The sequence below is a fragment of the Rhodococcus sp. NPDC003322 genome, from assembly GCF_053589555.1.
The window spans coordinates 438426-462235 of sequence record NZ_JBSFSC010000004.1; the positions used below are offsets into that span (position 1 = coordinate 438426).

Genomic DNA, 23810 nt, shown 5'->3' on the forward strand with positions numbered 1-23810 from the left:
CCAGGTTCGGTGGATCGGACAGAGACCTCGCGGCACCCGCCCCCACCTCGACACCCGGTCGGGACCGACCGCAGCCACGACCGACGACGCAGAAGACCGAACAGGACCGCAAGGGAGAACTCGTGGACGACGAAGCGAACCCGCCCGCGGAGGATTCCGGCCGGGTCCCCGAGTTCGGTCACGTCCCCGTGATGCTCACTCGCGCAGTGGAACTCCTCGGGCCCGCGATCACCCGCGAATCCGAGGACGGGTCGGGTGCGGTGATGATTGACGCCACCCTCGGCCTCGGTGGACACTCCGAGCACTTCCTGCAGGCGTACCCGGGACTGCGCCTGATCGGTCTCGACCGCGATCCCGCCGCACTGGAGATCGCGGGAGGCAGGCTCGAGCGGTTCGGTGATCGAGTCACCCTGGTGCACACCAGGTATGACGGCATCGCCGATGCCCTCGAGATCGCGGGGTACGACCAGGTCGAGTCGGTACACGCCATCCTGTTCGACCTCGGGGTGTCCTCGATGCAACTCGACGAGGCCGACCGCGGTTTCGCGTACTCCGTCGACGCCCCGCTGGACATGCGGATGGACCCGACCCGGGGCCAGACTGCCGCCGACATCCTCAACACCTACAGTCACGGCGAGCTCGCCCGGGTCCTCAGTACCTACGGCGAGGAACGCTTCGCCGGGAAAATCGCGTCGGAAGTGTTGCGACGCAGGAAGATCGAGCCGTTCACCACCAGCTCGCAGTTGGTCGAGGTGATCTACGCGTCCATTCCGGCAGCGACCCGGCGCACCGGCGGGCATCCCGCCAAGCGCACCTTCCAGGCACTGCGGGTGGAGGTCAACGGCGAACTCGACTCGCTGCGCGCGGCGATCCCCGCGGCGCTCGACTCGCTCGCGGTCGGTGGCCGCGTGGTGTTCATGTCCTACCAGTCCCTGGAAGACCGACTGGTCAAGCAGGAGCTGACCCCGCGCACCAAGTCCCGGAGCCCGGAGGGCCTGCCGGTCGAGTTGCCGGGTATGGGACCGGAGTTCGAGATGCGCACGCGCGGTGCCGAGCGCGCGAGCGAGCAGGAGATCGAGGAGAACCCGCGGGCGGCACCGGTGCGATTGCGCTGTGCCGAACGAATTTCGAGGAGGGCGACGGCATGACAGTTCCCGTGCGATCGGCTGCCGTGCGCGAGCGTGGCACGACGACTTCGGTCCGCCCCCGCACCAGTGGACGGGCACCGGCGACCACCGGCGACCGCTCCACCGCGCGGCCCCAGGCCGGTTCCCGGTCGACCGCGGCCCAGCGCGCATACGCCAAGCGCAACCAGCGGGCCGCGATCACGGCCCCCGTCTCCCGTACCAAGCGGGGCGCCTTCACCGCTCGAATCCCGTTCGTGGCGACCATCATCGGTCTCCTCTCGGTGGGGCTGGCGATCACGCTGCTGCTCACCACCCGGGCCGCCGAGGACTCATACAAGCTGAGCGCGGCAAAGGCGCACAACCAGGAACTCGTGGAGAAGAAGGCCGCGTTGGAGCGCGACTTCCTTGCCGCGAACTCGGCGCCGGAGCTCGCCCGCAAGGCGGCCGCACAGGGCATGATCCCGGCCAGGGACGTGGCCCGGCTCGTCGTCGCCGACAACGGCGCGGTCACCGTGGTCGGTGATCCCAAGCCGGCACAGGGCGCGCCGGTCGTGCCGCCGCCGGCACCGGCCGCGCCTGCCGGTGGGGCCACCCTCAACGCCGGCACCGCCCGCGGGACCGGACTGGCCGCCGCGAATCTTCCCGCGGTCGGCTCCCGGGCGGCCACCCCCGCACCGGTGTCCCCGGCGCCGGCGGCTCCGGTCCCCGCGCCCGCCGCGCAGGCCGTCATCGCCGCACCGGCGCCGGCCGCCACGCCGCAGGCAGGCAATCCGCAGCAACCCGCAGCGCAGGATGGACAATTGGTCCCCATGGCGCGAGGAGAACAGGCAGGTAACCAGGGCGGTCCGCAGTGAGTGGAGGCCGCCCCTCCCAACCCCGTCGCACAGCTCCGCGCGGCGGGGTTCGCCGTTCCGGCAACATCCGGACGCGGCGCGCCGATCTCGGCGAGTCGACGAGCTTCCGGTTCCGGCACCGCACCGGCCGGTTCGTCATGTTCGCCGCCCTCGGCATTGCGGTACTCCAGTTGCTGTGGATCCAGGGCGTCCAGGCGCCGCGCCTGTCCGCGGAGGCCGCGGACCAGCGCTCGACCACCCTCGTCGACCCGGCCACCCGCGGGTCCATCACCGACCGCAACGGCAAGCCGATCGCGTTCACGATGGAGGCGAAGGCGCTGACGTTCCAGCCGCCGAAGGTCCGCAAGGAGATCGAGGAGGCCGCGCGGAAGAAGGGCGAGGAGCCCAAGGTGGACGACCGGCTCGAGGCCATCGCGAAGGGCATCCACGACAAGCTCGGCGATGCGGCGCCGCAGAAGGACGTGCTCGCCAAGCTCAAGAGCAACCTGACCTTCGAGTACCTGGCCCGCGGCGTGGACCCCGACGTGGCGGCGAAGATCGTCGACGAGTTCCCTGAGGTCGGGCTCGAGCGGCAGGACATCCGCGAGTACCCGGGCGGCGCGCTCGCCGCGAACCTCGTCGGCGCCACCGGCTGGAACGGGCACGGCCTGCTCGGCCTCGAGGACTCGATGGACTCCACCCTCGCCGGCACCGACGGCTCCCAGACCTACGACCGCGGCTCCGACGGCGCCGTCATCCCAGGCAGCTGGCGGGACAAGCAGCCTGCCGTCAACGGCTCCGGGGTGGAACTGACCATCGACGCGGACCTGCAGTACTTCGTGCAGCAGCAGGTGCAGCAGGCCAAGGACCTTTCCGGAGCGAAGAACGCGTCCGCGGTGGTCCTCGACTCGCACACCGGTGAGGTCCTGGCGATGTCGAACGACAACACCTTCGACCCGTCCATCGGCGTCGGCAACAACGTGAAACGGGAGATGGGCAACCTGGCCGTCAGCACCCCGTTCGAACCCGGCTCGGTGAACAAGATCGTCACCGCCGCCGCGGCGATCGAAGCCGGACTGACCACTCCCGACGAGGTGCTGCAGGTGCCCGGGTCGATCCAGATGGCCGGGGTGTCCGTCAAGGACGCGTGGGACCACGGAGTGGTCCCGTACACCTCGACCGGCGTGTTCGGGAAGTCGTCGAACGTCGGCACCCTGATGCTGGCGCAGCGGGTGGGGGAGGACCGGTTCGCGGACATGCTCGGCAAGTTCGGGCTCGGTCAGCGCACCGAGGTCGGGCTGCCGGGTGAGAGCGCCGGCGACGTGCCCAGCCGGGACCAGTGGTCGGGCGGAACCTTCGCGAACCTGCCGATCGGCCAGGGTCTGTCGATGACGCTGCTGCAGATGGCCGGGATGTACCAGGCCATCGCCAACGACGGGATGCGGATCCCGCCCCGGATCGTGCGGGCCACGGTGGACGCCGACGGGAACCGCACCGCGACCGAGCACCCGGAGGGCGTGCAGGTGGTCAGCGAGCAGACCGCCGCCACCGTCCGCGACATGTTCCGATCGGTCACCCAGCGGGACCCGATGGGCTACCAGCAGGGCACCGGGGCCGCCGCCTCGGTCGAGGGATACCAGGTCAGTGGAAAGACGGGTACCGCGCAGCAGGTCGACCCCGGCTGCAAGTGCTACTCGAACTCGAATTACTGGATCACCTTCGCCGGCATCGCGCCCGCCGACAAGCCCCGCTTCGTGATCGGGATCATGCTCGACGCGCCGGTTCGCAGCGCGGACGGGTCCGGCGGGCAGTCCGCGGCGCCGCTGTTCCACAACATCGCCGCGTGGATCCTGCAACGAGACAAGATCCCGCTGTCCGCGGACCCGGGCCGGCAGCTGGTGCTCCAGGCCGACTGACCGAGCTCGCCGGTACTCACCCCACCGGGATGCGAATCTCCGTTTCCAGATCAACGCCGGTAACGTGACACGTCGGTCCGTCGACCGACATCGCGACCGGACCACCCCGCCACCCGAACCCTCGAGAGGAATCACCTGCCCGTGCAAGGGACCAACGAGAGCGCCGAGGCGGGTCCGCCGAGTGTGACCCCGGAGGCGGGTCCGCCGAGTGTGACCCCGGAGGCGGGTCCGCCGGCTGTGACCCCCGGACCGCGACCGACGCACCCTCCGTCCACGGCCGTGGCCGGTCTGGCAGAGCTCGTGGGCGCCGAACTGCGGTGGATCGGCGGCGGTGCCGGCCGGGCTCACGGCGGCGGTGCCGCGCAGGACCACGGTGACTCGGCGGACGTCACGGTCACGGGAATCGACCTGCGGGCGCAGGGCGTGCAGCCGGGAGACCTGTTCGCCGCGCTGCCGGGCGCACGCGCCCACGGCGCCGACTTCGCGGCCACCGCCCTCGACCGGGGTGCGGTCGCGGTCCTCACCGATCCCGCCGGCCTGGAGCGGATCGCCCCGCCCGCGGCGCCGCTGCCGGTGCTGGTGCATCCCGATCCGCGTGCGGTGCTCGGGATCGTCTCCGCCGCCGTGTACGGCAACCCGTCGCAGCGGCTGCGGATCGTCGGCATCACGGGCACGTCGGGCAAGACCACGACCTCGTACCTCGTCGAAGCCGGACTGACCGCCGCCGGCCGTCATCCCGGACTGGTCGGCACCATCGAGACCCGCATCGACGGACGTCGCGTCCCGAGTGCGCTGACGACGCCGGAGGCGCCGCAGCTGCATGCGCTGTTCGCGGCGATGCTCGAACGCGGCATCGACACCGTGGTGATGGAGGTGTCCAGCCACGCGCTCGCACTCGGCCGGGTCGCAGGCACCGAGTTCGCGGTCGGTGCGTTCACCAACCTGTCGCAGGACCACCTCGACTTTCACAGTGACCTCGACGACTACTTCGCCGCGAAGGCGCGGCTGTTCGACCCGGCGTCGACGGTGCATGCCGCCCGCGCGGTCGTCTGCGTCGACGACGAGTGGGGCGCGAAGATGGCGACCGTCGCCGGCCCCGACACCGTCACCGTGAGCACCACCGGCACGGGAGCGTGGACGGCGTCCGGGGTCACCACCAGCGCCGACGGCACCCAGAGCTTCGCGGTCGTCACTCCCGACGGGCAGAACCTGACCGCCACGCTGCGCCTGCCGGGCCGGTACAACGTGGCCAACGCGCTGCTCGCGCTCGCCGTCCTGCACGAGTGCGGCGTCGCGCCGGCCGACGCGATCCGCGGGCTCGCCGAGGTCGACGTGCCCGGCCGGGTGCAGCGCATCGACCGCGGCCAGCAGTTCCTCGCGGTCGTCGACTACGCCCACAAGCCGGCGGCACTCGAGGCCGTCATCGCCACACTGCGCGGCCAGAGCAGCGGCCGCCTCGCCGTCGTCGTAGGTGCAGGCGGAGACCGTGACCAGGGCAAACGCCCACTGATGGGTGAGGCCGGGGCGCGTGGAGCCGACCTGCTGGTGATCACCGACGACAACCCGCGCAGCGAGGACCCTGCCACCATCCGGGCCGCGCTGCTCGAGGGCGCGCGGGCGGTACCCGAGGACCGGCGCGGCGAGATACGTGAGATCGGCGACCGCGCCGAGGCGATCGCCGCGGCCGTCGAGTGGGCGGGCCCCGGTGACATCGTGCTCGTCGCGGGCAAGGGACACGAGATCGGACAGGAGATTGGTGGGGTGAAGTACCCATTCGACGACCGCGAGGTCGTCGCGGAAGCCATCGACCGAGTGAGCGGAGCGGCTCGATGATCGAAATGTCCCTGGCCCGGATCGCCGAGATCGTCGGCGGCACCCTGCACGACGTCGCGGACCCGGACGCCACCGTCACCGGCACCGTCGAGTTCGACTCGCGCAAGGTGACCGCCGGGGGACTGTTCCTGGCGCTGCCCGGCGCCCGCGTCGACGGTCACGACCACGCTGCCGCGGCGATCGAGGCCGGCGCGGTCGCGGTGCTCGCGGCCCGTCCGGTCGGGGTGCCCGCGATCGTCGTCGCCCCGCTCGGCCCGTCGGACAGCAACGCCATGGCCCTCGAACACGACACCGACGGGTCGGGCGCCGCAGTGCTCGCGGCACTCGGCCGGCTCGCACACGCGGTGACCACGGAGCTTTCGGGTCTGACCGTGGTCGGCGTGACCGGCTCGTCCGGCAAGACGTCCACGAAGGACCTCCTCGCCGCGGTGCTCGCCCCGCTGGGGTCGGTCGTTGCGCCGCCCGGATCGTTCAACAACGAACTCGGTCACCCGTGGACCGCGCTGCGCGTCGACGCCGGCACCGACTATCTGGTGCTCGAACTCTCGGCCCGGGGGATCGGGCACATCGCGCAGCTGGCCGCGACGGTGCCGCCCCGGATCGGTGTCGTCCTCAACGTCGGGACCGCGCACCTCGGCGAGTTCGGCTCGCAGCAGGCGATCGCGACCGCGAAGGGTGAGCTGGTCGAGGCGCTGCCGTCCGCCGAGGACGGTGGTGTCGCGGTCCTCAACGCCGACGACCTGCTGGTCGCCGCGATGGCGCAGCGCACCCGCGCCCGCGTCGTCACGGTCGGGCAGTCCGCGTCGGCCGACGTGCGCGCGGTCGACGTTCACCTCGACGACCAGGCGCGCGCCGAATTCACTCTCGTCGCCACCCAGGGCAGCGCCCGGATCACCCTCGGCGTGCACGGCGAACACCAGATCGGCAACGCGCTCGCCGCCGCCGCCGTCGCCTTCGAATGCGGCGCGAGCATCGAGCAGGTCGCGACTGCGCTCGGCGCCGCCCGCGCGGTGTCGGCGAAGCGGATGGACGTGCGTACCCGCGACGACGGTGTCACCGTCGTCAACGACTCCTACAACGCCAACCCCGACTCGATGCGGGCCGCGCTCAAGGCGCTGGTCACCATGAGCCGCGCCGGCGCGCAGCCGCGACGCACCTGGGCGGTGCTCGGCGAGATGGCCGAACTCGGCCCGAACACCGTCGTCGAGCACGACGCCATCGGCCGACTGGTGGTCCGCCTGGACGTGACCCGGCTGATCGTCGTCGGCGAGGGCAGGCCGCTGCGAGGCATGCATCAGGGCGCGGTGATGGAAGGGTCCTGGGGCGAGGAGTCGATCCTCGTGCCCGACCAGGACGCGGCGCTCGAGATTCTGCGACGTGAGGTGCGGCCCGGCGACATCGTGCTGGTCAAGGCATCGCAGTCGGTGGGCCTGTGGACGGTGGCCGACGCGCTTCTGACGGACCCGCCTGTGGACGACCCCGAGACGAACGAGGAGCACGACCGGTGAGACAGATCCTCTTCGCGGGTGGCATCGCGCTCGCGGTGTCCATCCTGCTGACCCCGGTGCTGATCAAGATGTTCTCCCGTCAGGGTTTCGGACAGGAGATCCGGGTCGAGGGCCCGGCCAGCCACCAGGCCAAACGCGGCACCCCCACGATGGGTGGCGTCGCGATCATCATCGGCCTCTGGGCCGGCTACTGGGGATCGCACCTGATCGGCATCGGCTACGACGCCGACGGCCCGCGCGCCTCCGCGCTGCTGGTCCTCGGACTGACCACGATCCTCGGCGCGGTCGGCTTCCTCGACGACTTCATCAAGATCCGCAAGCAGCGCAACCTGGGCCTGAACAAGACCGCGAAGCTGGTCGGCCAGCTGATCGCCGCGGTCCTGTTCGGTGTCCTCGCACTGCAGTTCCGTGGAGCGTCCGGGTTGACGCCGGGCAGTACGCACCTGTCGTACGTCCGGGACATCACCACCGTGACCATGGGGTCGGTGGTGTTCATCCTGTTCGTGTACCTGCTGGTCAGTGCCTGGTCCAACGCGGTGAACCTGACCGACGGCCTGGACGGACTGGCCGCGGGATCGATGACGATGGTGCTCGGCGCCTACACCGTCATCACGTTCTGGCAGTACCGCAACGCGTGCGAGACGAACCCGGCCAAGGGCTGCTACGACGTGCGCGACCCGCTCGACCTGGCGCTGATCTGCGCCGCCGCGGCAGGCGCCTGCATCGGCTTCCTGTGGTGGAACGCGGCGCCCGCGAAGATCTTCATGGGCGACACCGGTTCGCTGGCCCTCGGTGGCCTGCTCGCCGGCCTGTCCATCGTCACCCGTACCGAACTGCTGATGGTCGTCGTCGGCGCACTGTTCGTCGCCGAGGCGGCGTCCGTGGTGGTGCAGGTCGCGGTGTTCCGGTCCAGCCGGCGCCGGGTGTTCCGAATGGCGCCGTTCCACCACCACTTCGAACTCGGTGGCTGGGCCGAAACGACCGTGATCATCAGATTCTGGCTGTTGGCGGCGATCGCGTCCGCGGTGGGCCTGGCGCTGTTCTACAGCGAGTACCTCGCGGTGGTCGGGGACTGACGGTGACCGCGACGACACGGCCATCCCTGCCCGAGGCTTCGCCCGAGGGCGCGCCATCCCTGCCCGAGGCTTCGCCCGAGGGCGCGCCATCCCTGCCCGAGGCTTCGCCCGAGGGCGCGCCTTCCCTGCCCGAGGAGCTGGCGCGGCTGCGCGGGGCTCGAGTGCTGGTCACCGGCGCGGGCATCTCCGGTCGGGCGTTGATCGCCCCGCTTCGTGACCTCGGGGCGGAGGTCACCCTCACCGACGGCAATGCCGAGGCGCTCGCGACTGCCGCGGCCGAGCACGGCGTTGCGACCGCGACGCCCGACGAGGCGGCCGCCGCCGTCGTCGACTTCGCCCACGTGATCACCAGCCCGGGCTGGCGACCGGACTCCCCGGTGCTCTCGGCCGCAGCCGGTGCGGGCATCGCGATCTGGGGTGATGTCGAGTTCGCGTGGCGGGTCGACCGCGCGGAGCTGTACGGTCCGGCCCGACAATGGCTGGTGGTGACCGGCACCAACGGCAAGACGACCACGACGTCGATGCTCGAGTCGATCCTGCGGGCGGCCGCCGTCCCGGCCGTGGCCTGCGGAAACATCGGCCTGCCCGTCACCGATGCGTTGCGCGCACCCGACGGCTACCGGGCGCTGGCCGTCGAGCTCTCGAGCTTCCAACTGTTCTGGGCGCCGTCCGTACACCCGACCGCGGGTGCCGTGCTCAACATCGCCGAGGACCACCTCGACTGGCACGGCGGCATGCAGGGCTATGTCGACGCGAAGGCGCAGGCACTCACCGGTGGGGTCGCGGTGCTCGGTCTCGACGACCCGGTCGCCGCGTCGCTGTCCGATCGGAGCCGGGCCGAGCGCACGGTCGGCTTCCGGCTCGGTGTCCCCGGACTCGGAGAACTCGGCATCGACGGAGACCGGCTGGTGGACCGCGCCTTCGCGGCCGAGCCCACGGGCGAGACCCTCGCGTCCGTCGAGGACGTCACCCCGGCCGGACCCGCCGGGCTGATGGACGCCCTCGCCGCCGCCGCCCTCGCGCGCGCCGTCGACGTGCCCGCGACCGCGGTGCGGGACGGGCTGCGGAACTACCAGGTCGGGCCGCACCGCGCGGCCCCGGTCGCCGAGGTCGCGGGTGTCACCTACATCGACGACTCGAAGGCCACCAACCCGCACGCGGCCCGAACCTCGCTGCTCGCGCACCAGCGGGTGGTGTGGATCGCCGGCGGACTGCTCAAGGGCGCGCACGTCGACGACCTGGTCGCCGAGGTCGCCGACCGGCTCGTCGCGGCGGTGCTGTTCGGTCGCGACGCCGGTGAGATCGCGGACGCACTGGCCCGACACGCGCCGCAGGTCCCCGTCCGGCGCATCGAAGAGGGGCACGATGAGCTGGTGACCTCGACCGACGCGCCCGAAGCGGTGATGGCGCGCGCGGTACAGGTCGCCGCCGAGGTCGCGGCACCCGGCGACGCCGTGCTGCTGGCGCCTGCCGCCGCCTCGCTCGACATGTTCACCGACTACGGCCACCGCGGACGAAGCTTCGCGGACGCCGTGCGCGCGCTGCCGGGCGACCAGGACCATGTCGACGGCTGAGCGGCGCAGCCCCGCACCCGGTGACAAGGGCCGCGCTCCTGCGGCCGGCGACAAGGGCCGCCGCCCCGTAGCCGGCGACAAGGGCCGCACTCCTGCGGCCGGCGACAAGGGCCGCCGCCCCGCAGCGGGCGCCAAGGGGCGTCCGGCTGCCCGCAAGGCCTCCGGCGGTACCGATCCACGCCGGTCCGCACTGTCGCTGAGCGGCGTCCGCGCCCGGTTCGGTGCCTGGCTGTCGCGGCCCCTCGCGTCGTTCCACCTGATCGTCACGATCGCCACGCTGCTCACCGTCCTCGGCCTGGTGATGGTGCTCTCGGCGTCGAGCGTGGAGGCGTACGCGGACACCGGGTCGGCATACAGCATGTTCACCACCCAGGTGATCTACGCCCTGCTCGGCGCCGTGCTGTTCTACCTCGCCCTGCGCATCCCGGTGCACGTCCTGCGCAAGCTCGCCCTGCCCGCCTTCGTGGTGTCACTGATCATGCTGTTCCTGGTCCTGATCCCGGGCATCGGCACGATGTCGGGCGGTGCGCGCCGCTGGTTCACGCTCGGGACGTTGTCTTTCCAGCCGTCCGAGCTGGCGAAGGTCGCGCTCGTGATCTGGGGCGCGCACGTGCTGGCCACCCGGCGCCCCGGCGCACCCGTCAAGGAACTGCTCATCCCACTGGTCCCGGGTGCGCTGCTGGCGTCGCTGCTGGTCATCCTGCAGCCGAACTACTCGACGACCGTCACGTTCGTGATCGTGGTCGGCGCCCTCCTGTGGTTCGCCGGGTTGCCTGCGAAGTTGTTCGGGGGCGCGGTGATCGGCGTCGGGGTCGGTGCGTTGGCCCTGGCCTTCTCGGCCGATTACCGGGCCGCCCGCATCTTCGGCTTCCTGAATCCCGGCGACGATCCGCAGGGCGCGAACTACCAGAGCCGCCAGGCGAAGTTCTCGCTGGCCGACGGCGGCCTGTTCGGTCGGGGCCTGGGCCAGTCGCGGGCCAAGTGGAACTACCTGCCGAACGCCCACAACGACTTCATCTTCGCGATCATCGGCGAGGAACTCGGCTTCATCGGCTGTGTGGCGGTCCTCGGACTGTTCGCGCTGTTCGTCTACGCGGGCCTGCGGATCGCGATGCGCTCGGTGGACCCGTTCCTGCGGCTGCTCACCGCGACCGCGACCACCTGGATCCTCGCGCAGGCGATGATCAACATCGGGTACGTGATCGGGTTGCTGCCGGTCACCGGACAGCAGTTGCCGCTGGTGTCGGCCGGTGGCACCTCCACGGCGATCACGCTGCTGATGTTCGGCATCATCGCCAACGCCGCCCGGCACGAACCGGAGGCCGTCGCTGCGCTGCACGCCGGTCAGGACGGCCGATTCGGTCGGCTGCTGCGGTTGCCGAAGCCCGAGCAGTACTCGCCGGGCAAGGCCGCCGCCGCGCGTCGCGAGGCGGCGGACAAGGCCGACCGCAAGCGGGCCGCGCAGCGGGAGGCGCAGCGCCGCGCCGCGCAGCAGCGGGAGCGGCGCCGCCGGGAGGACCAGCATCGTCGCGACGAGCAGCGCCGCCGCGAGGAGCAGCGTCGCCGGGAGCAGCAGGGTCGCCGGGCTCCACAGGGACAGGGGCCGGACCCGCGCCGTCGGCAGGCACTAGCATCGGACCCGCGGCGGGACCGGTCGTCCGGACGTCGCGAAGACCGTGACCGTGGCTTTGGTGAACGAGGGTTTCGTAGGTGAGTGTGAGCGGTAGATCGTCCGGACTGTCCGTCGTCGTCGCGGGGGGTGGTACCGCCGGACACATCGAGCCGGCACTGGCGGTGGCCGACGCGTTGCGGCGACTCGACCCGTCGGTGACGGTGACCGCTCTCGGCACCGAACGCGGACTCGAGACCACGCTGGTCCCCGATCGCGGATACCCGCTGGAACTGATCCCGCCGGTGCCGCTGCCGCGCAAACCCACGATGGACCTGCTGCGGTTGCCGGGCCGGGTGCGCGCCTCGGTGCGTCGCACCCGCGAGGTGCTCGACGCGGTGCAGGCCGACGTGATCGTCGGGTTCGGCGGGTACGTCGCGCTGCCTGCGTATCTCGCCGCGGGCAAGGGGATCACCCGCAGGCGTCGCGCCGTCCCGGTCGTCGTGCACGAGGCCAATGCCAGTGCGGGCATCGCGAACAAGATCGGCGCCCGGGTCGCGACGCGCGTCCTCGCGGCGGTGCCGGGGTCGGGAGTGGCCGCCCGCGGCCGGAGCGACGCCGAAATCGTCGGCATCCCGGTGCGCTCGTCGATCACCGGCCTCGACCGTGCCGGTCTGCGGGCGCAGGCGCGGGAGCACTTCGGGTTGCCCGACGAGGGGCCCGTTCTCCTGGTGACCGGCGGATCGCAGGGGGCCCGCTCGCTGAACGAGGCGGTTTCCGGCGCCGCCGAGGCGCTCGCCGCGGCGGGGATCTCGGTGCTGCACGCCCACGGACCGAAGAACACCCTCGAGGTCACCCAGCACAACCCTGCGGCGCCGTACGTCGCGGTGCCGTACCTGACGCGGATGGACCTGGCGCTCGCGGCCGCCGACGCCACGGTGTGCCGGTCCGGCGCGATGACCGTCGCGGAGATCTCCGCCGTCGGACTGCCCGCGGTGTACGTGCCGCTGCCGCACGGCAACGGGGAACAGGAACTCAACGCCGAGCCGGTCGTCGCGGCCGGCGGCGGTCTGCTGGTCGCGGACGCCGACCTGACTCCGGCGTTCGTCGCCGACACGGTGGTGCCGTTGCTGCGCGACGGGGATCGGCTCGCAGCGATGGGGGCCGCGGCGGCGGGGGCCGGGCACCGCGACGCGGCGGACACGGTGGCGCGGGTCGTTCTCGAGGTGGCGAAGGGTGGACAGCTGTGAGCACGAACTCCGGCGGTACGAAGGCAACGGGGTTGCCCGCGCATCTCGAGCGCGTGCACATGGTCGGCATCGGCGGTGCCGGGATGTCCGGCATCGCCCGCATCCTGCTGGCTCGCGGCGGCCAGGTGTCCGGGTCGGACGCCAAGGAGAGCCGGACCGTGCTGTCGTTGCGGGCGCGGGGCGCACAGGTGCGCATCGGGCACGACGCCAGCGCACTCGACCTGCTGCCCGGCGGCCCGACCGCGGTCGTCTCCACGCATGCCGCGATCCCGAAGGACAACCCGGAACTCGTCGCCGCCGCCGAACGCGGCATCCCGGTGATCCTGCGGCCCGCGGTGCTGGCCTCGTTGATGGAGGGGCACCGGACGCTGCTGGTGGCGGGCACGCACGGCAAGACGTCGACGACGTCGATGCTCGTGGTCGCGCTGCAACACTGCGGTGTCGATCCGTCGTTCGCGGTCGGCGGAGAACTGAACGAGGCCGGAACCAACGCCCACCACGGGTCCGGCGACGTGTTCGTCGCGGAGGCCGACGAGAGTGACGGGTCGCTGCTGCAATACGGCCCGAACGTGGTGATCGTGACCAACGTCGAGGCCGACCATCTCGACTTCTTCGGCAGCGCCGAGGCGTACGTCCAGGTGTTCGACGACTTCACCGACCGGATCGTGCCGGGCGGCGTGCTGGTCGTGTGCCTCGACGACCCCGGGTCGGCGGCCCTGGCCGAGCGGGTCGTCGCGCGAGGTCTGCCGATCCGCGTGCTCGGCTACGGCAGCGGTGACGCGGCGGGCCCCGGTGGTCCGGAGAGCGCCGTCCCGCTCGAGGCGCAGCTGCTGTCCTGGGAACCGCGCGACGTGGGCGGGGTGGCGCACGTCCAGCTCGCCGGTGAGGCCGCGCCTCGGGCACTGCGGCTGTCCGTCCCCGGCCGGCACATGGCACTGAATGCACTGGGTGCGCTGCTCGCGGCCCGCGAGGCCGGCGCCGACATCGACGAGATCGTCGACGGGATCAGCGGATTCGGTGGGGTGCATCGCCGCTTCCAGCACACCGGCCGGGAGAACGGCGTCCGGGTGTTCGACGACTACGCCCACCACCCGACCGAGGTCCGCGCGGTGCTCGAGGCGGCGCGGGAACTGGTGCGCACCTCCGGCGGACGGGTACTGGTGGTGTTCCAGCCGCACCTGTACTCGCGGACCGCGGCGTTCGCGACCGAGTTCGGTGGCGCACTCGACCTCGCCGACGAGGTGGTCGTGCTCGACGTGTACGGGGCGAGGGAGAAGCCGCTGCCCGGTGTCAGTGGCGCGCTGGTTGCGCAGGCGGTCACGCGGCCCGTGCACTACCAGCCGGACCTGTCGATGGCGCCGCGTCAGATCGCCGGACTGGCTCGTCCCGGTGACGTGGTCATCACGATGGGCGCCGGTGACGTGACGATGCTGGGCAAGGAGATTCTCGGTGCCCTCGCCGCGGCTCCGGCCGGGTCGCGGTCGCGCCCGGACGCGACGGGACGGGCCGGGGAGTCGGTGTGAACCGGCCGCGGGGAACGCGGGCGACGAAAGCCGAGGGAGCACGTCGCCCGGAACCCGCCCGTTCGAAGGCCCGTCCGACCCGCATCCGGGCCGGGTCCGCGTCGCCCGCGGTTCGCCGGAAGCGCAAGCCGATCTATCTCGCCGCGGCTGCGGTGGCGGTGGCGGTCGCGCTCGGTCTGGTGCTCTGGCTGACGCCGTTGCTGTCGGCGCGCACGATCTCGGTCGTCGGGAACGTCGGTGTGCCCAGCGAGGAGGTTCTCGCCGCGCTGGCGATACCGGTCGGCCAGCCCCTGCTGCGGGTCGACACGGGTGCGGCGGCGCAGCGCGTCGCGTCGATCGCGAAGGTCGACCACGCCCGCGTCGAGCGGCAGTACCCGTCGACGATCCGCGTCACGGTGGTCGAACGGGTGCCCGCGGTGTTCTACGACATGCCGGAGGGCACTCACCTGATGGACGCGTCCGGCGTCGCGTATGCGATCGAACCGGCGCCACCGGGGGTTCCCCGCCTGAAGGTGGCGTCGCCGGGTAGGGACGATCCGGCGACGGTGGACGCGCTGACCGCGCTGAACGCGCTGCCCCCGCAACTGCGCCCGCAGGTGACGGAGGTGTCGGCGGGGTCGCTGTCCGACATCCACCTGACGCTCGCCGACGGTCGGGAGCTGGTGTGGGGGAGTGCGGACTCGTCGGACCGCAAGGCGGCGATCGCCGTGCCGTTGCTCGGTCAGCCGGGGAAGGTGTACGACGTGTCGAGCCCTGACCTGCCGACCATCCGGTGACGATCCCTGCGGCACACGGTCCGTCGACAAATCGGCGTGTCCGTCGGCGCGCCTGCTGGGCATGTACGGCACCCGCCCGTAGCGTTTCGGCTCAGTCATCCACTTGACATAACTGTAAGTCTATGGTTGAGGTTGAGGGTTTACCCGATCCACCTGGTGGTGAAGGGCACCTGCACCACCAGTAACCTCAGCGCCACAAGTAACGTCAGCATCGCCGGTAACACCCAGCGCGAACACACATACACGGAAGGCGAGAGCCCATGACGCCCCCGCACAACTACCTCGCCGTTATCAAGGTCGTCGGTATCGGCGGCGGCGGTGTGAATGCGGTCAACCGCATGATCGAGCAGGGACTCAAGGGAGTCGAGTTCATCGCGGTCAACACCGACGCCCAGGCCCTGCTGATGTCCGACGCCGACGTCAAGCTCGACGTCGGACGTGAACTGACCCGCGGACTCGGTGCCGGAGCGGATCCGGAGGTCGGCCGCAAGGCCGCCGAGGACCACAAGGACGAGATCGAAGAGGTGCTCAAGGGTGCCGACATGGTCTTCGTCACCGCAGGCGAGGGTGGTGGCACCGGAACCGGTGGCGCGCCGGTCGTCGCCTCGATCGCGCGCAAGCTCGGCGCGCTGACGGTCGGCGTGGTCACCCGCCCGTTCTCGTTCGAGGGCAAGCGTCGCGGCAGCCAGGCCGACAACGGCATCCAGGCTCTGCGAGAGTCCTGCGACACCCTGATCGTCATCCCGAACGACCGGTTGCTCCAGCTCGGCGACGCCGCGGTGTCCCTGATGGACGCGTTCCGCTCCGCCGACGAGGTGCTGCTCAACGGTGTCCAGGGCATCACCGACCTGATCACCACGCCCGGCCTGATCAACGTCGACTTCGCGGACGTCAAGGGCGTCATGTCCGGTGCGGGCAGCGCGCTCATGGGCATCGGTTCGGCCCGCGGTGACGGGCGTGCGATCCAGGCCGCCGAGGCCGCCATCAACTCGCCGCTGCTGGAGGCGTCGATGGAGGGTGCGCGCGGCGTGCTGCTGTCCATCGCAGGAGGCTCGGATCTCGGCCTGTTCGAGATCAACGAGGCCGCCTCGCTGGTGCAGGAGGCCGCGCACATCGACGCCAACATCATCTTCGGCACGGTCATCGACGACTCGCTCGGTGACGAGGTCCGGGTCACGGTGATCGCGGCCGGGTTCGACGGCGGTGCGCCGGTGCGGCGTGCCGAGGCGCCGCCGCAGCAGCAGCAGGCTTCCGGTCGCGGCACCATCGGCGTCGCCCGCGCCGGGGAGATCGGCCGTTCACCGGTCGCGGAGGAGGCGGCGCCCGTGTCGCACACCCCGCAGCACAGCGCGGAGGTGCGGGAGCCGCGCCGCGAGCCCGCCCCCGCGGCGCTGCCGCCGATCCCGGTCGGTACCCAGGCGCGCGCGGTGCCGGTCCAGGACGAGGACGGCGACGACGACGTCGACGTTCCCGACTTCATGCGCCGGTGACGGCTGTTTCCGTGGCACCTGCGGTTCGGGTTCGTCGAGTCGTCACGTCCCGCGCCGGCGGTGTCTCCGCGGCGCCGTACGACTCGTTCAACCTCGGTGACCACGTCGGTGACGATCCGGCGGCGGTCGACGCCAATCGGCGTCGGCTCGCCGCCGGCATCGGGCTGCCGTTCGAGCGGCTGGTGTGGATGGAGCAGATTCACAGCCGGAACGTGACCGTGGTGACCGGTCCCGTCGACGCGCCGGTCGAGGCGACCGACGCGCTGGTCACCACCGAACGGAACCTGGCGCTGGTCGTGCTGACCGCGGACTGTGTGCCGTTGCTGCTCTCCGACGACGAGGCCGGGGTCATCGCCGCGGTGCACGCCGGTCGGGTCGGCGCCAGGATCGGCATCGTGCCGCGGGTACTCGACGCGATGATCGCGCAGGGCGCCGAGATCTCCCGCATCGGCGCGTTCCTCGGACCGGCGGCGAGCGGGCGGCAGTACGAGGTGCCCGCGGCGATGCAGGCCGATGTCGAGGCCCATCTGCCCGGCAGCGCCACCACCACCGAACGCGGCACACCCGGCCTGGACCTGCGCGCAGGTCTGCGTCGCCAGTTGCTCGAGGCCGGTGTCGGCGGCGTCGCCGAGGATCCGCGGTGCACAATCGAGGACCGGATGTTGTTCAGCTACCGCCGGTCCGGAGTCACCGGACGCATCGGCGGGGCGATCTGGATGGAGCCGATCGACGGTGACTGAGGGCGACACCGGGCAGCCGGATCGCGCCGCGCAGATCGCGACCGCGCTGGCCGCGGTGCGGAACCGGTTGACGCTGGCCTGCACTGCAGCCGGGCGTGCGCCGGGCGAGGTGCAGTTGTTGCCGGTGACGAAGTTCTTCCCGGCTTCGGACGCCCGGATCCTGTACGACCTGGGGTGCCGCGAGTTCGGCGAGTCCCGGGAGCAGGAGGCGTCCGCGAAGGTGGCCGAGCTGGCCGAGCTGAGTGATGCCAAGTGGCACATGATCGGCAGCCTGCAACGCAACAAGGCTCGCGCCGTCGCGCGGTGGGCGGACACGGTCCACTCGGTCGACAGTGAGCGGCTGGTCGACGCGCTCGCGTCGGCGGCGGTCGCGGCGCAGGGCGCGGGGGAGCGGAGCGGACCGCTGCGGGTGCTGCTGCAGGTGAGCCTGGACGGCGACCCGAAGCGCGGCGGCGTTCCGCTGCCGGAACTGGCGGCGCTGGCCGAACGGGCCGCCGCCGCAGAGGGTCTCGTGTTCGGCGGATTGATGGCGGTCCCGCCGCTGGGCGCCGCCCCCGACGAATCTTTCGCTACACTCGCGGCCGCCCACCAGGACGTGTTGCGTGACCATCCGGACGCGCGCATGTTGTCGGCGGGGATGACCGCAGACCTCGAGAGTGCGGTTCGACACGGATCAACGTGCGTGCGTGTCGGAACCGCTCTGTTGGGTTCGAGGCCGATAGCCTCGAAATGAACTGATCGGCGTCCCGACCGATTATCCGCCGCGCCAAGGAAGGTCGATCGATGAGCACTCTGCACAAGTTCAAGGCTTACTTCGGCATGGTTCCGCTCGAGGACTACGAGGACGACTACCTCGACGAGCCTCGTCGGGCCCCGCGAAGCCGATACGAGGACGGCGTCGACGGCGGATACGACGACCCCGGTTACGGCGGACGCGACGACATCGACGACCGGCAGCCCGCTCCCCGGCGGATGGAGCCGCTGCCCCCGCGTTCCTCGCGGCCGAGTCCGTCCGTGGGCTCCGCGCCCCGTCCCACGTCGACGCACGGATCGCTGGCGGTCAACACGCAGCCGCGGATCGAGAGCCGGCGCGCCCCGGTCTTCGACGAGGGCGGGCCGCTGTCGAAGATCACCACGCTGCGCCCCCGGGACTACGGGGAGGCGCGCATCATCGGTGAGCGGTTCCGCGACGGCACCCCGGTCATCATGGACCTGGTCGAGATGAGCAACGCGGACGCCAAGCGATTGGTCGACTTTGCCGCCGGCCTGGCGTTTGCGCTGCGTGGCTCGTTCGACAAGGTGGCCACGAAGGTGTTTCTGCTCTCACCGGCGGACATCGACGTCTCCGCCGAGGAGCGCCGCCGGATCGCGGAGAACGGCTTCTACAATCAGAAATGACCAGGTACTGCCGGGTCTCGGCAGTAGCAATGTGAGGGGTGCGACCGGGTGGACCCGGTCGCACCTGGCATTGAACGGCCCGGTTTTGAGAGTGTCGGACACGTCAGGCAGAGTGGTGGAGTGCCCTTGTTCGCGGTGATCTACTTCGTGCTGTTCGTGTTCTGGCTGCTTCTCATCGGCCGAATCATCGTGGAGTTCATCCGGACATTCGCCCGGGACTGGCGGCCGACGGGCTTCGTCGTCGTCGTTCTCGAGGCGATATTCACGGTCACGGATCCGCCGATCAAGTTGCTACGGCGACTCATCCCGTCGATCTCCCTCGGCGGTGTTCGGTTGGACCTATCAATCATGGTCTTGCTTTTCGTCGTGTTCATCCTGATGCAGGTCACTCAGGGACTTGCCGCGTGACGTGCACGAATAGGGGACTGGCGCTGGCTGAAGGGGCGGGTGTGGAAGAATGACCCGCAGTTACAACGTGAATACGTGGTCCTGCAGTGGATGCGCCATAACTGAATGCTTGCTTGACCGCCAACAGATGCGCGAAGGGATCCTTCCATGCCGCTGACACCAGCTGATGTTCACAACGTCGCGTTCAGCAAGCCTCCGATCGGAAAGCGTGGCTACAACGAGGACGAGGTAGATGCCTTCCTCGACCTGGTCGAGCAGGAGCTCGCCCGCCTGATCGAGGAGAACGCGGACCTGCGCCAGCGTGTCGGTGAGCTCGACCAGGAGCTCGCGGACGCCAAGAAGGCGCCGCGTCCCGCTGCAGCCGCTGCGCCGGCGCCCGCCCCGGCCCCTGCACCCGCCCCGGTTCCGGCCCCGGTGGTCGAGGCGCCGAAGCCTCCCGCTCCCGCCCCGGCCCCTGCGCCTGCGCCCTCCCGCGCCGGCGGCGCCGAGGAGGCCAACCTGCAGGCCGCGAAGATCCTCGGCCTCGCTCAGGAGATGGCCGACCGCCTCACCGGCGACGCGAAGAGCGAATCCGAGCAGCTCGTGTCGAGCGCCCGCTCGAACTCCGAGCAGCTCGTCAGCGATGCCCGGACCCGCTCGGAGGCGATGATCTCCGACGCCAAGCAGAAGTCCGAGGCCCTGCTCGCCGACGCGCAGACCCGCTCGGAGACCCAGCTGCGGCAGGCCAAGGAGAAGGCCGACGCTCTGCAGGCCGACGCCGAGAAGAAGCACACCGAGATCATGGCGACGATCAACCAGCAGCGCAGCGTGCTGGAGGGTCGGATCGAGCAGCTCAAGACGTTCGAGCGCGAGTACCGGGTGCGCCTGAAGTCCTACCTGGAGTCGCAGCTGGAGGAGCTCGAGCAGCGCGGTTCGGCGGTCCCCGTCGACGGCGGCCAGGAGAGCTTCGGGTCCGAGGGTTCCAAGTCGTTCGCCAAAGGGAACAACTGACCGGGCCCCGATAGGGCCGCGGTCGTGACGGCTCGTGGCAGGGGGCATAGATGCTGGTCCTGACCCTTGCGATGGCGGCAGTGGGGTTCGCCCTGCTGGTGGTCGCCCTCATGACGGGCTCGGTCGTGTGGGCCTGGGGATGCATCGTGGTCTGCGTGGTCGGTGCGGTGTTGCTGCTGGTGAGTTCCTTGCGCGGCGGCACCGCACCGGACACCGACGCCGGGGGCGGAGGGCACCACTCGGCCGACGGCAAGGGTTCGCCCGGCGGCCCGGCCCCTGATCTACGAGACGGGCCGGGGCGATTTGACGGCTCCGACTAGAATCGGATGTCAGACACGGCGTTGATCCGGCCATCACCGGGGAGCCTTCGGAAGAACGGCGTCGAGCCTGCCCCCATCGGGTGTCTCGGCGCTCAGTAGAACCGAACGGGTTCGGCCCGTCACAGCCGACGTACGAGTGGTCCGGACGGTGCGGTTTGTGTGAACCGGGCGTCCGGGCAAGCGGGGTGGTACCGCGGCAACGGCGCACAGGCGTCCACGTCGTCCCCGTGCCAGAGACAGCAGGCACGAGGGAGCACGAACTGTGTCCGACAACAGCGCGTCCGGCAACACCGGAGATGTGAGCGCCACCTATCCGCGCTTCGACCTGACCGGCGGCCGCTCCGGCGCCGGCGTCAACTTCCCCGAACTCGAGCAGCGTGTGCTCGCCGAGTGGGATGCCGACGACACCTTCCGCGCGTCCATCGCGAACCGCGAGGGTGCCGAGGAGTTCGTCTTCTACGACGGCCCACCGTTTGCCAATGGTTTGCCGCACTACGGGCACCTGCTCACCGGCTACGTCAAGGACCTGATCCCGCGCTACCAGACCATGCGCGGCAAGAAGGTCGAGCGCCGCTTCGGCTGGGACTGCCACGGCCTGCCGGCCGAGCTCGAGGCCGAGAAGCAGCTCGGCATCAAGGACAAGTCGCAGATCGACGCGATGGGCCTGGCCGAGTTCAACGCGTACTGCAAGCAGTCGGTGCTGCGCTACACCGACGAGTGGCGCGACTACGTGACCCGGCAGGCCCGCTGGGTCGACTTCGACAACGACTACAAGACCCTGGACCTGGACTTCATGGAGTCGGTCATGTGGGCGTTCAAGTCGCTGTACGACAAGGGGCTGATCTATCAGGGCTTCCGGGTGCTGCCGTACAGCTGGTACGAGCAGACCCCGCTGTCGAACCAGGAGACCCGCCTCGACGACGCATACAAGATGCGTCAGGACCCGGCGGTCACCGTCGACATGGTGCTCAGCGTGCCCGGCAGTGACCTGGACGGCGCGAATGCGCTGATCTGGACCACGACGCCGTGGACGCTGCCGTCCAACCTGGCGGTCGCGGTGCACCCGGATGTCGACTACGTGCAGGTCCTTGGCGCGGACGGCAAGCGGTACGTCCTCGCCGCAGAGCGGGTGGGCCACTACGCGCGCGAGTTCGGTGAGTCGCCCGAGGTGCTGGGCGAGTACAAGGGCAGCGACCTCGTCGGCCTGTCGTACACCCCGCCGTTCGACTTCTTCCACGGCCCGGGCAAGGGGCACGAGAACGCGCATCGGGTGCTTTCGGCCGATTACGTCACCACCGACTCGGGTACCGGAATCGTGCACCTCGCACCGGCTTTCGGTGAGGAGGACATGGACGTCGCGACGGCGAACGGCATCGAGATCGTTCAGCCCCTCGATCCGGGCGGCAAGTTCACGTCGCTCGTGCCGCCGTACGAGGGCCTGCAGGTCTTCGACGCCAACCCGGTGATCATCAAGGACCTCAAGGCGGCAGGAAAGCTGCTGCGGCACGAGACGATCGAGCACTCCTACCCGCACTCGTGGCGGTCGGGTCAGCCGCTGATCTACATGGCGGTGCCGTCGTGGTTCGTCGCCGTGACCAAGTTCCGGGACCGGATGGTCGAGCTGAACCAGGAGATCACCTGGGTGCCCGAGCACATCCGGGACGGCCAGTTCGGCAAGTGGCTGGAAGGCGCCCGGGACTGGAACATCAGCCGGAACCGCTACTGGGGCAGCCCGATCCCGGTGTGGATCTCGGACGATCCGGCGTACCCGCGGATCGACGTGTACGGCTCGCTCGATCAGCTCGAGGCCGACTTCGGGGTGCGCCCGACCGATCTGCACCGGCCGATGATCGACGAACTGACCCGGCCGAACCCGGACGATCCGACGGGCAAGTCGACGATGCGTCGCGTCCCGGAGGTGCTGGACTGCTGGTTCGAGTCCGGCTCGATGCCGTATGCGCAGGTGCACTACCCGTTCGAGAACAAGGACTGGTTCGACGGCACCGGCGGCCAGGACCCGCACAACCCGGGCGACTTCATCGTCGAGTACAACGGCCAGACCCGCGGCTGGTTCTACACCCTGCACGTGCTGGCGACCGCGTTGTTCGATCGTCCGGCGTTCAAAACCGTTGCCGCGCACGGCATCGTGCTCGGTGACGACGGCCTGAAGATGAGCAAGTCCAAGGGCAACTACCCGGACGTGAAGGAGGTGTTCGACCGGGACGGCTCCGATGCGATGCGCTGGTTCCTGATGTCGTCGCCGATCCTGCGCGGCGGCAACCTGATCGTCACCGAGCAGGGCATCCGGGAGGGCGTCCGGCAGGCGCTGTTGCCGATGTGGAACGCGTGGAGCTTCCTGCAGCTGTACGCGTCCAAGCCGGGCACCTGGCGCACCGATTCGCCGAACGTGCTGGACCGGTACATCCTCGCGAAGCTCGCCGCGACGCGGGACGCGATCACCGACGCGCTCGAGGTCAACGACATCGCCGGGGCGTGCGACGAGCTGCGCACGTTCTGCGACGCGCTGACCAACTGGTACGTGCGCCGCTCGCGCAACCGGTTCTGGGACGAGGACCGGGACGCGATCGACACCCTGCACACGGTGCTCGAGGTGACCTGCCGGCTGGCGGCGCCGCTGCTGCCGCTGGCGACCGAGGTGATCTGGCGTGGCCTGACCGGTGGTCGTTCGGTGCACCTGGCCGACTGGCCGAGCGCCACCGAACTGGTGCCCGACGCGGAGCTGGTCGAGTCGATGGACGAGGTCCGCAACGTCTGCTCGACGGTCCTGGGTCTGCGCAAGGCGCAGAACCTGCGGGTGCGGTTGCCGCTGCCCGAGGTCACCGTCGCCGCGGCCGACGCGGAGCGACTTCGGCCCTACCTCGGCATCATCGCCGACGAGGTCAACGTCAAGAAGGTCGACCTGACCGGGGACGTCGACGCGCACGGGAAGTTCGAGCTGGTCGTCAACGCCCGCGCCGCCGGGCCGCGGCTCGGCAAGAACGTGCAGACCGTCATCAAGGCCGTCAAGGCCGGCGACTGGAGCGAGACCGACGGTGTGGTCAGTGCCGCCGGGATCGAGCTGCTGCCGGAGGAGTACACCCGTCGCCTCGTCGCCGCCGAGCCGGAGTCGACTGCCGCGCTGCCCGAGAACGCCGGTCTGGTGGTGCTCGACTCGCAGGTCACCGAGGAACTCGAGGCCGAGGGCTGGGCGAAGGACCGGATCCGTGAGCTGCAGGACGCGCGCCGCGCAGCCGGGCTCGACGTCTCGGACCGGATCGCCGTCACCCTCGAGGTGCCCGCGGACCGGGCGGACTGGGCGCAGCGCCACCGCGACCTGATCGCCGGCGAAATCCTTGCCACCACACTGGAACTGGGCGCCGCCGGTGCCGGTGCCGTGGACCTCGGCGAGGGCGTCCGGGCCGTCATCACGAAGGCCTGA

The 23810-nt window shown here is 70.6% G+C and carries 19 protein-coding genes; all 19 read left to right on the top strand.

All coding sequences use genetic code 11. The features are described 5' to 3' along the window. The first annotated feature begins 191 nt into the window (after window positions 1–191). The 19 genes from rsmH to ileS all read left to right on the top strand — a co-directional run bounded on the left by rsmH (window position 192) and on the right by ileS (window position 23810). A complete protein-coding gene (rsmH, locus tag ACWDUM_RS18375) occupies window positions 192–1148 on the top strand; it encodes a 16S rRNA (cytosine(1402)-N(4))-methyltransferase RsmH (RefSeq protein ID WP_450116126.1) in 957 nt (318 codons plus the stop codon). Continuing rightward, window positions 1145–1981, top strand: a complete 837-nt coding sequence (locus tag ACWDUM_RS18380; protein WP_450135033.1) for a hypothetical protein — start codon at window positions 1145–1147, stop codon at window positions 1979–1981. The genes rsmH and ACWDUM_RS18380 overlap by 4 nt, the downstream gene beginning before the upstream one ends. A 65-nt stretch (window positions 1982–2046) precedes the next feature. Further along, on the top strand, window positions 2047–3876 hold the full coding sequence (locus ACWDUM_RS18385; protein WP_450135210.1) for a peptidoglycan D,D-transpeptidase FtsI family protein: 1830 nt from the start codon (window positions 2047–2049) through the stop codon (window positions 3874–3876). Between the two features lie 183 nt (window positions 3877–4059). Continuing rightward, entirely contained in the window at window positions 4060–5709 is a 1650-nt protein-coding gene (locus tag ACWDUM_RS18390) for a UDP-N-acetylmuramoyl-L-alanyl-D-glutamate--2,6-diaminopimelate ligase (protein ID WP_450135211.1), read from the top strand. Beyond that, window positions 5706–7217 (top strand): UDP-N-acetylmuramoyl-tripeptide--D-alanyl-D-alanine ligase, encoded by a 1512-nt coding sequence (locus ACWDUM_RS18395; protein ID WP_450135034.1) that lies wholly within the window; start codon window positions 5706–5708, stop codon window positions 7215–7217. The genes ACWDUM_RS18390 and ACWDUM_RS18395 overlap by 4 nt, the downstream gene beginning before the upstream one ends. Further along, on the top strand, window positions 7214–8293 hold the full coding sequence (mraY, locus tag ACWDUM_RS18400; protein WP_450116117.1) for a phospho-N-acetylmuramoyl-pentapeptide-transferase: 1080 nt from the start codon (window positions 7214–7216) through the stop codon (window positions 8291–8293). The genes ACWDUM_RS18395 and mraY overlap by 4 nt, the downstream gene beginning before the upstream one ends. 125 nt (window positions 8294–8418) lie before the next feature. Beyond that, a complete protein-coding gene (gene murD, locus ACWDUM_RS18405; RefSeq protein ID WP_450135212.1) occupies window positions 8419–9867 on the top strand; it encodes a UDP-N-acetylmuramoyl-L-alanine--D-glutamate ligase in 1449 nt (482 codons plus the stop codon). Next, complete coding sequence (ftsW, locus tag ACWDUM_RS18410; protein ID WP_450135035.1) at window positions 9854–11581, top strand: putative lipid II flippase FtsW; 1728 nt, start codon at window positions 9854–9856, stop codon at window positions 11579–11581. The genes murD and ftsW overlap by 14 nt, the downstream gene beginning before the upstream one ends. Window positions 11582–11583: 2 nt before the next feature. Beyond that, window positions 11584–12726: an undecaprenyldiphospho-muramoylpentapeptide beta-N-acetylglucosaminyltransferase gene (murG, locus tag ACWDUM_RS18415; protein ID WP_450135036.1), complete on the top strand. Its 1143-nt coding sequence runs from the start codon at window positions 11584–11586 to the stop codon at window positions 12724–12726. Between the two features lie 59 nt (window positions 12727–12785). After that, window positions 12786–14249 carry a UDP-N-acetylmuramate--L-alanine ligase gene (gene murC, locus ACWDUM_RS18420; RefSeq protein ID WP_450116130.1) on the top strand — a complete coding sequence of 488 codons (1464 nt, stop codon included), beginning with the start codon at window positions 12786–12788 and terminating at the stop codon, window positions 14247–14249. 83 nt (window positions 14250–14332) lie between these two features. Then, window positions 14333–15025 (top strand): cell division protein FtsQ/DivIB, encoded by a 693-nt coding sequence (locus ACWDUM_RS18425; protein ID WP_450135213.1) that lies wholly within the window; start codon window positions 14333–14335, stop codon window positions 15023–15025. A 260-nt stretch (window positions 15026–15285) separates the two neighbouring features. Next, window positions 15286–16515: a cell division protein FtsZ gene (gene ftsZ, locus ACWDUM_RS18430; RefSeq protein ID WP_450135037.1), complete on the top strand. Its 1230-nt coding sequence runs from the start codon at window positions 15286–15288 to the stop codon at window positions 16513–16515. Window positions 16516–16526: 11 nt separating this feature from the next. After that, window positions 16527–17255 (top strand): peptidoglycan editing factor PgeF, encoded by a 729-nt coding sequence (pgeF, locus tag ACWDUM_RS18435; RefSeq protein WP_450135038.1) that lies wholly within the window; start codon window positions 16527–16529, stop codon window positions 17253–17255. Further along, window positions 17248–17988: a YggS family pyridoxal phosphate-dependent enzyme gene (locus ACWDUM_RS18440; RefSeq protein WP_450135039.1), complete on the top strand. Its 741-nt coding sequence runs from the start codon at window positions 17248–17250 to the stop codon at window positions 17986–17988. The genes pgeF and ACWDUM_RS18440 overlap by 8 nt, the downstream gene beginning before the upstream one ends. A 50-nt stretch (window positions 17989–18038) precedes the next feature. Continuing rightward, window positions 18039–18653, top strand: coding sequence for a cell division protein SepF (locus ACWDUM_RS18445; protein WP_450116124.1), 615 nt, complete (start codon window positions 18039–18041; stop codon window positions 18651–18653). Window positions 18654–18773: 120 nt separating this feature from the next. Further along, window positions 18774–19061, top strand: a complete 288-nt coding sequence (locus ACWDUM_RS18450) for a YggT family protein (protein ID WP_450114821.1) — start codon at window positions 18774–18776, stop codon at window positions 19059–19061. Window positions 19062–19208: 147 nt separating this feature from the next. Beyond that, complete coding sequence (gene wag31, locus ACWDUM_RS18455; protein WP_450114735.1) at window positions 19209–20051, top strand: DivIVA-like cell division protein Wag31; 843 nt, start codon at window positions 19209–19211, stop codon at window positions 20049–20051. Window positions 20052–20101: 50 nt separating this feature from the next. Further along, entirely contained in the window at window positions 20102–20371 is a 270-nt protein-coding gene (locus ACWDUM_RS18460; protein ID WP_450135040.1) for a hypothetical protein, read from the top strand. 298 nt (window positions 20372–20669) lie between these two features. After that, window positions 20670–23810 (top strand): isoleucine--tRNA ligase, encoded by a 3141-nt coding sequence (ileS, locus tag ACWDUM_RS18465; RefSeq protein ID WP_450114823.1) that lies wholly within the window; start codon window positions 20670–20672, stop codon window positions 23808–23810.

Bases quoted from the DNA above. Each gene is read 5' to 3' on its own strand.
- rsmH (WP_450116126.1), top strand. From the start codon at position 192: ATGCTCACTCGCGCAGTGGAACTCCTCGGGCCCGCGATCACCCGCGAA.
- ACWDUM_RS18380 (WP_450135033.1), top strand. From the start codon at position 1,145: ATGACAGTTCCCGTGCGATCGGCTGCCGTGCGCGAGCGTGGCACGACG.
- ACWDUM_RS18395 (WP_450135034.1), top strand. From the start codon at position 5,706: ATGATCGAAATGTCCCTGGCCCGGATCGCCGAGATCGTCGGCGGCACC.
- ftsW (WP_450135035.1), top strand. From the start codon at position 9,854: ATGTCGACGGCTGAGCGGCGCAGCCCCGCACCCGGTGACAAGGGCCGC.
- murC (WP_450116130.1), top strand. From the start codon at position 12,786: ATGGTCGGCATCGGCGGTGCCGGGATGTCCGGCATCGCCCGCATCCTG.
- ftsZ (WP_450135037.1), top strand. From the start codon at position 15,286: ATGACGCCCCCGCACAACTACCTCGCCGTTATCAAGGTCGTCGGTATC.
- ACWDUM_RS18445 (WP_450116124.1), top strand. From the start codon at position 18,039: ATGAGCACTCTGCACAAGTTCAAGGCTTACTTCGGCATGGTTCCGCTC.
- wag31 (WP_450114735.1), top strand. From the start codon at position 19,209: ATGCCGCTGACACCAGCTGATGTTCACAACGTCGCGTTCAGCAAGCCT.
- ACWDUM_RS18460 (WP_450135040.1), top strand. From the start codon at position 20,102: ATGCTGGTCCTGACCCTTGCGATGGCGGCAGTGGGGTTCGCCCTGCTG.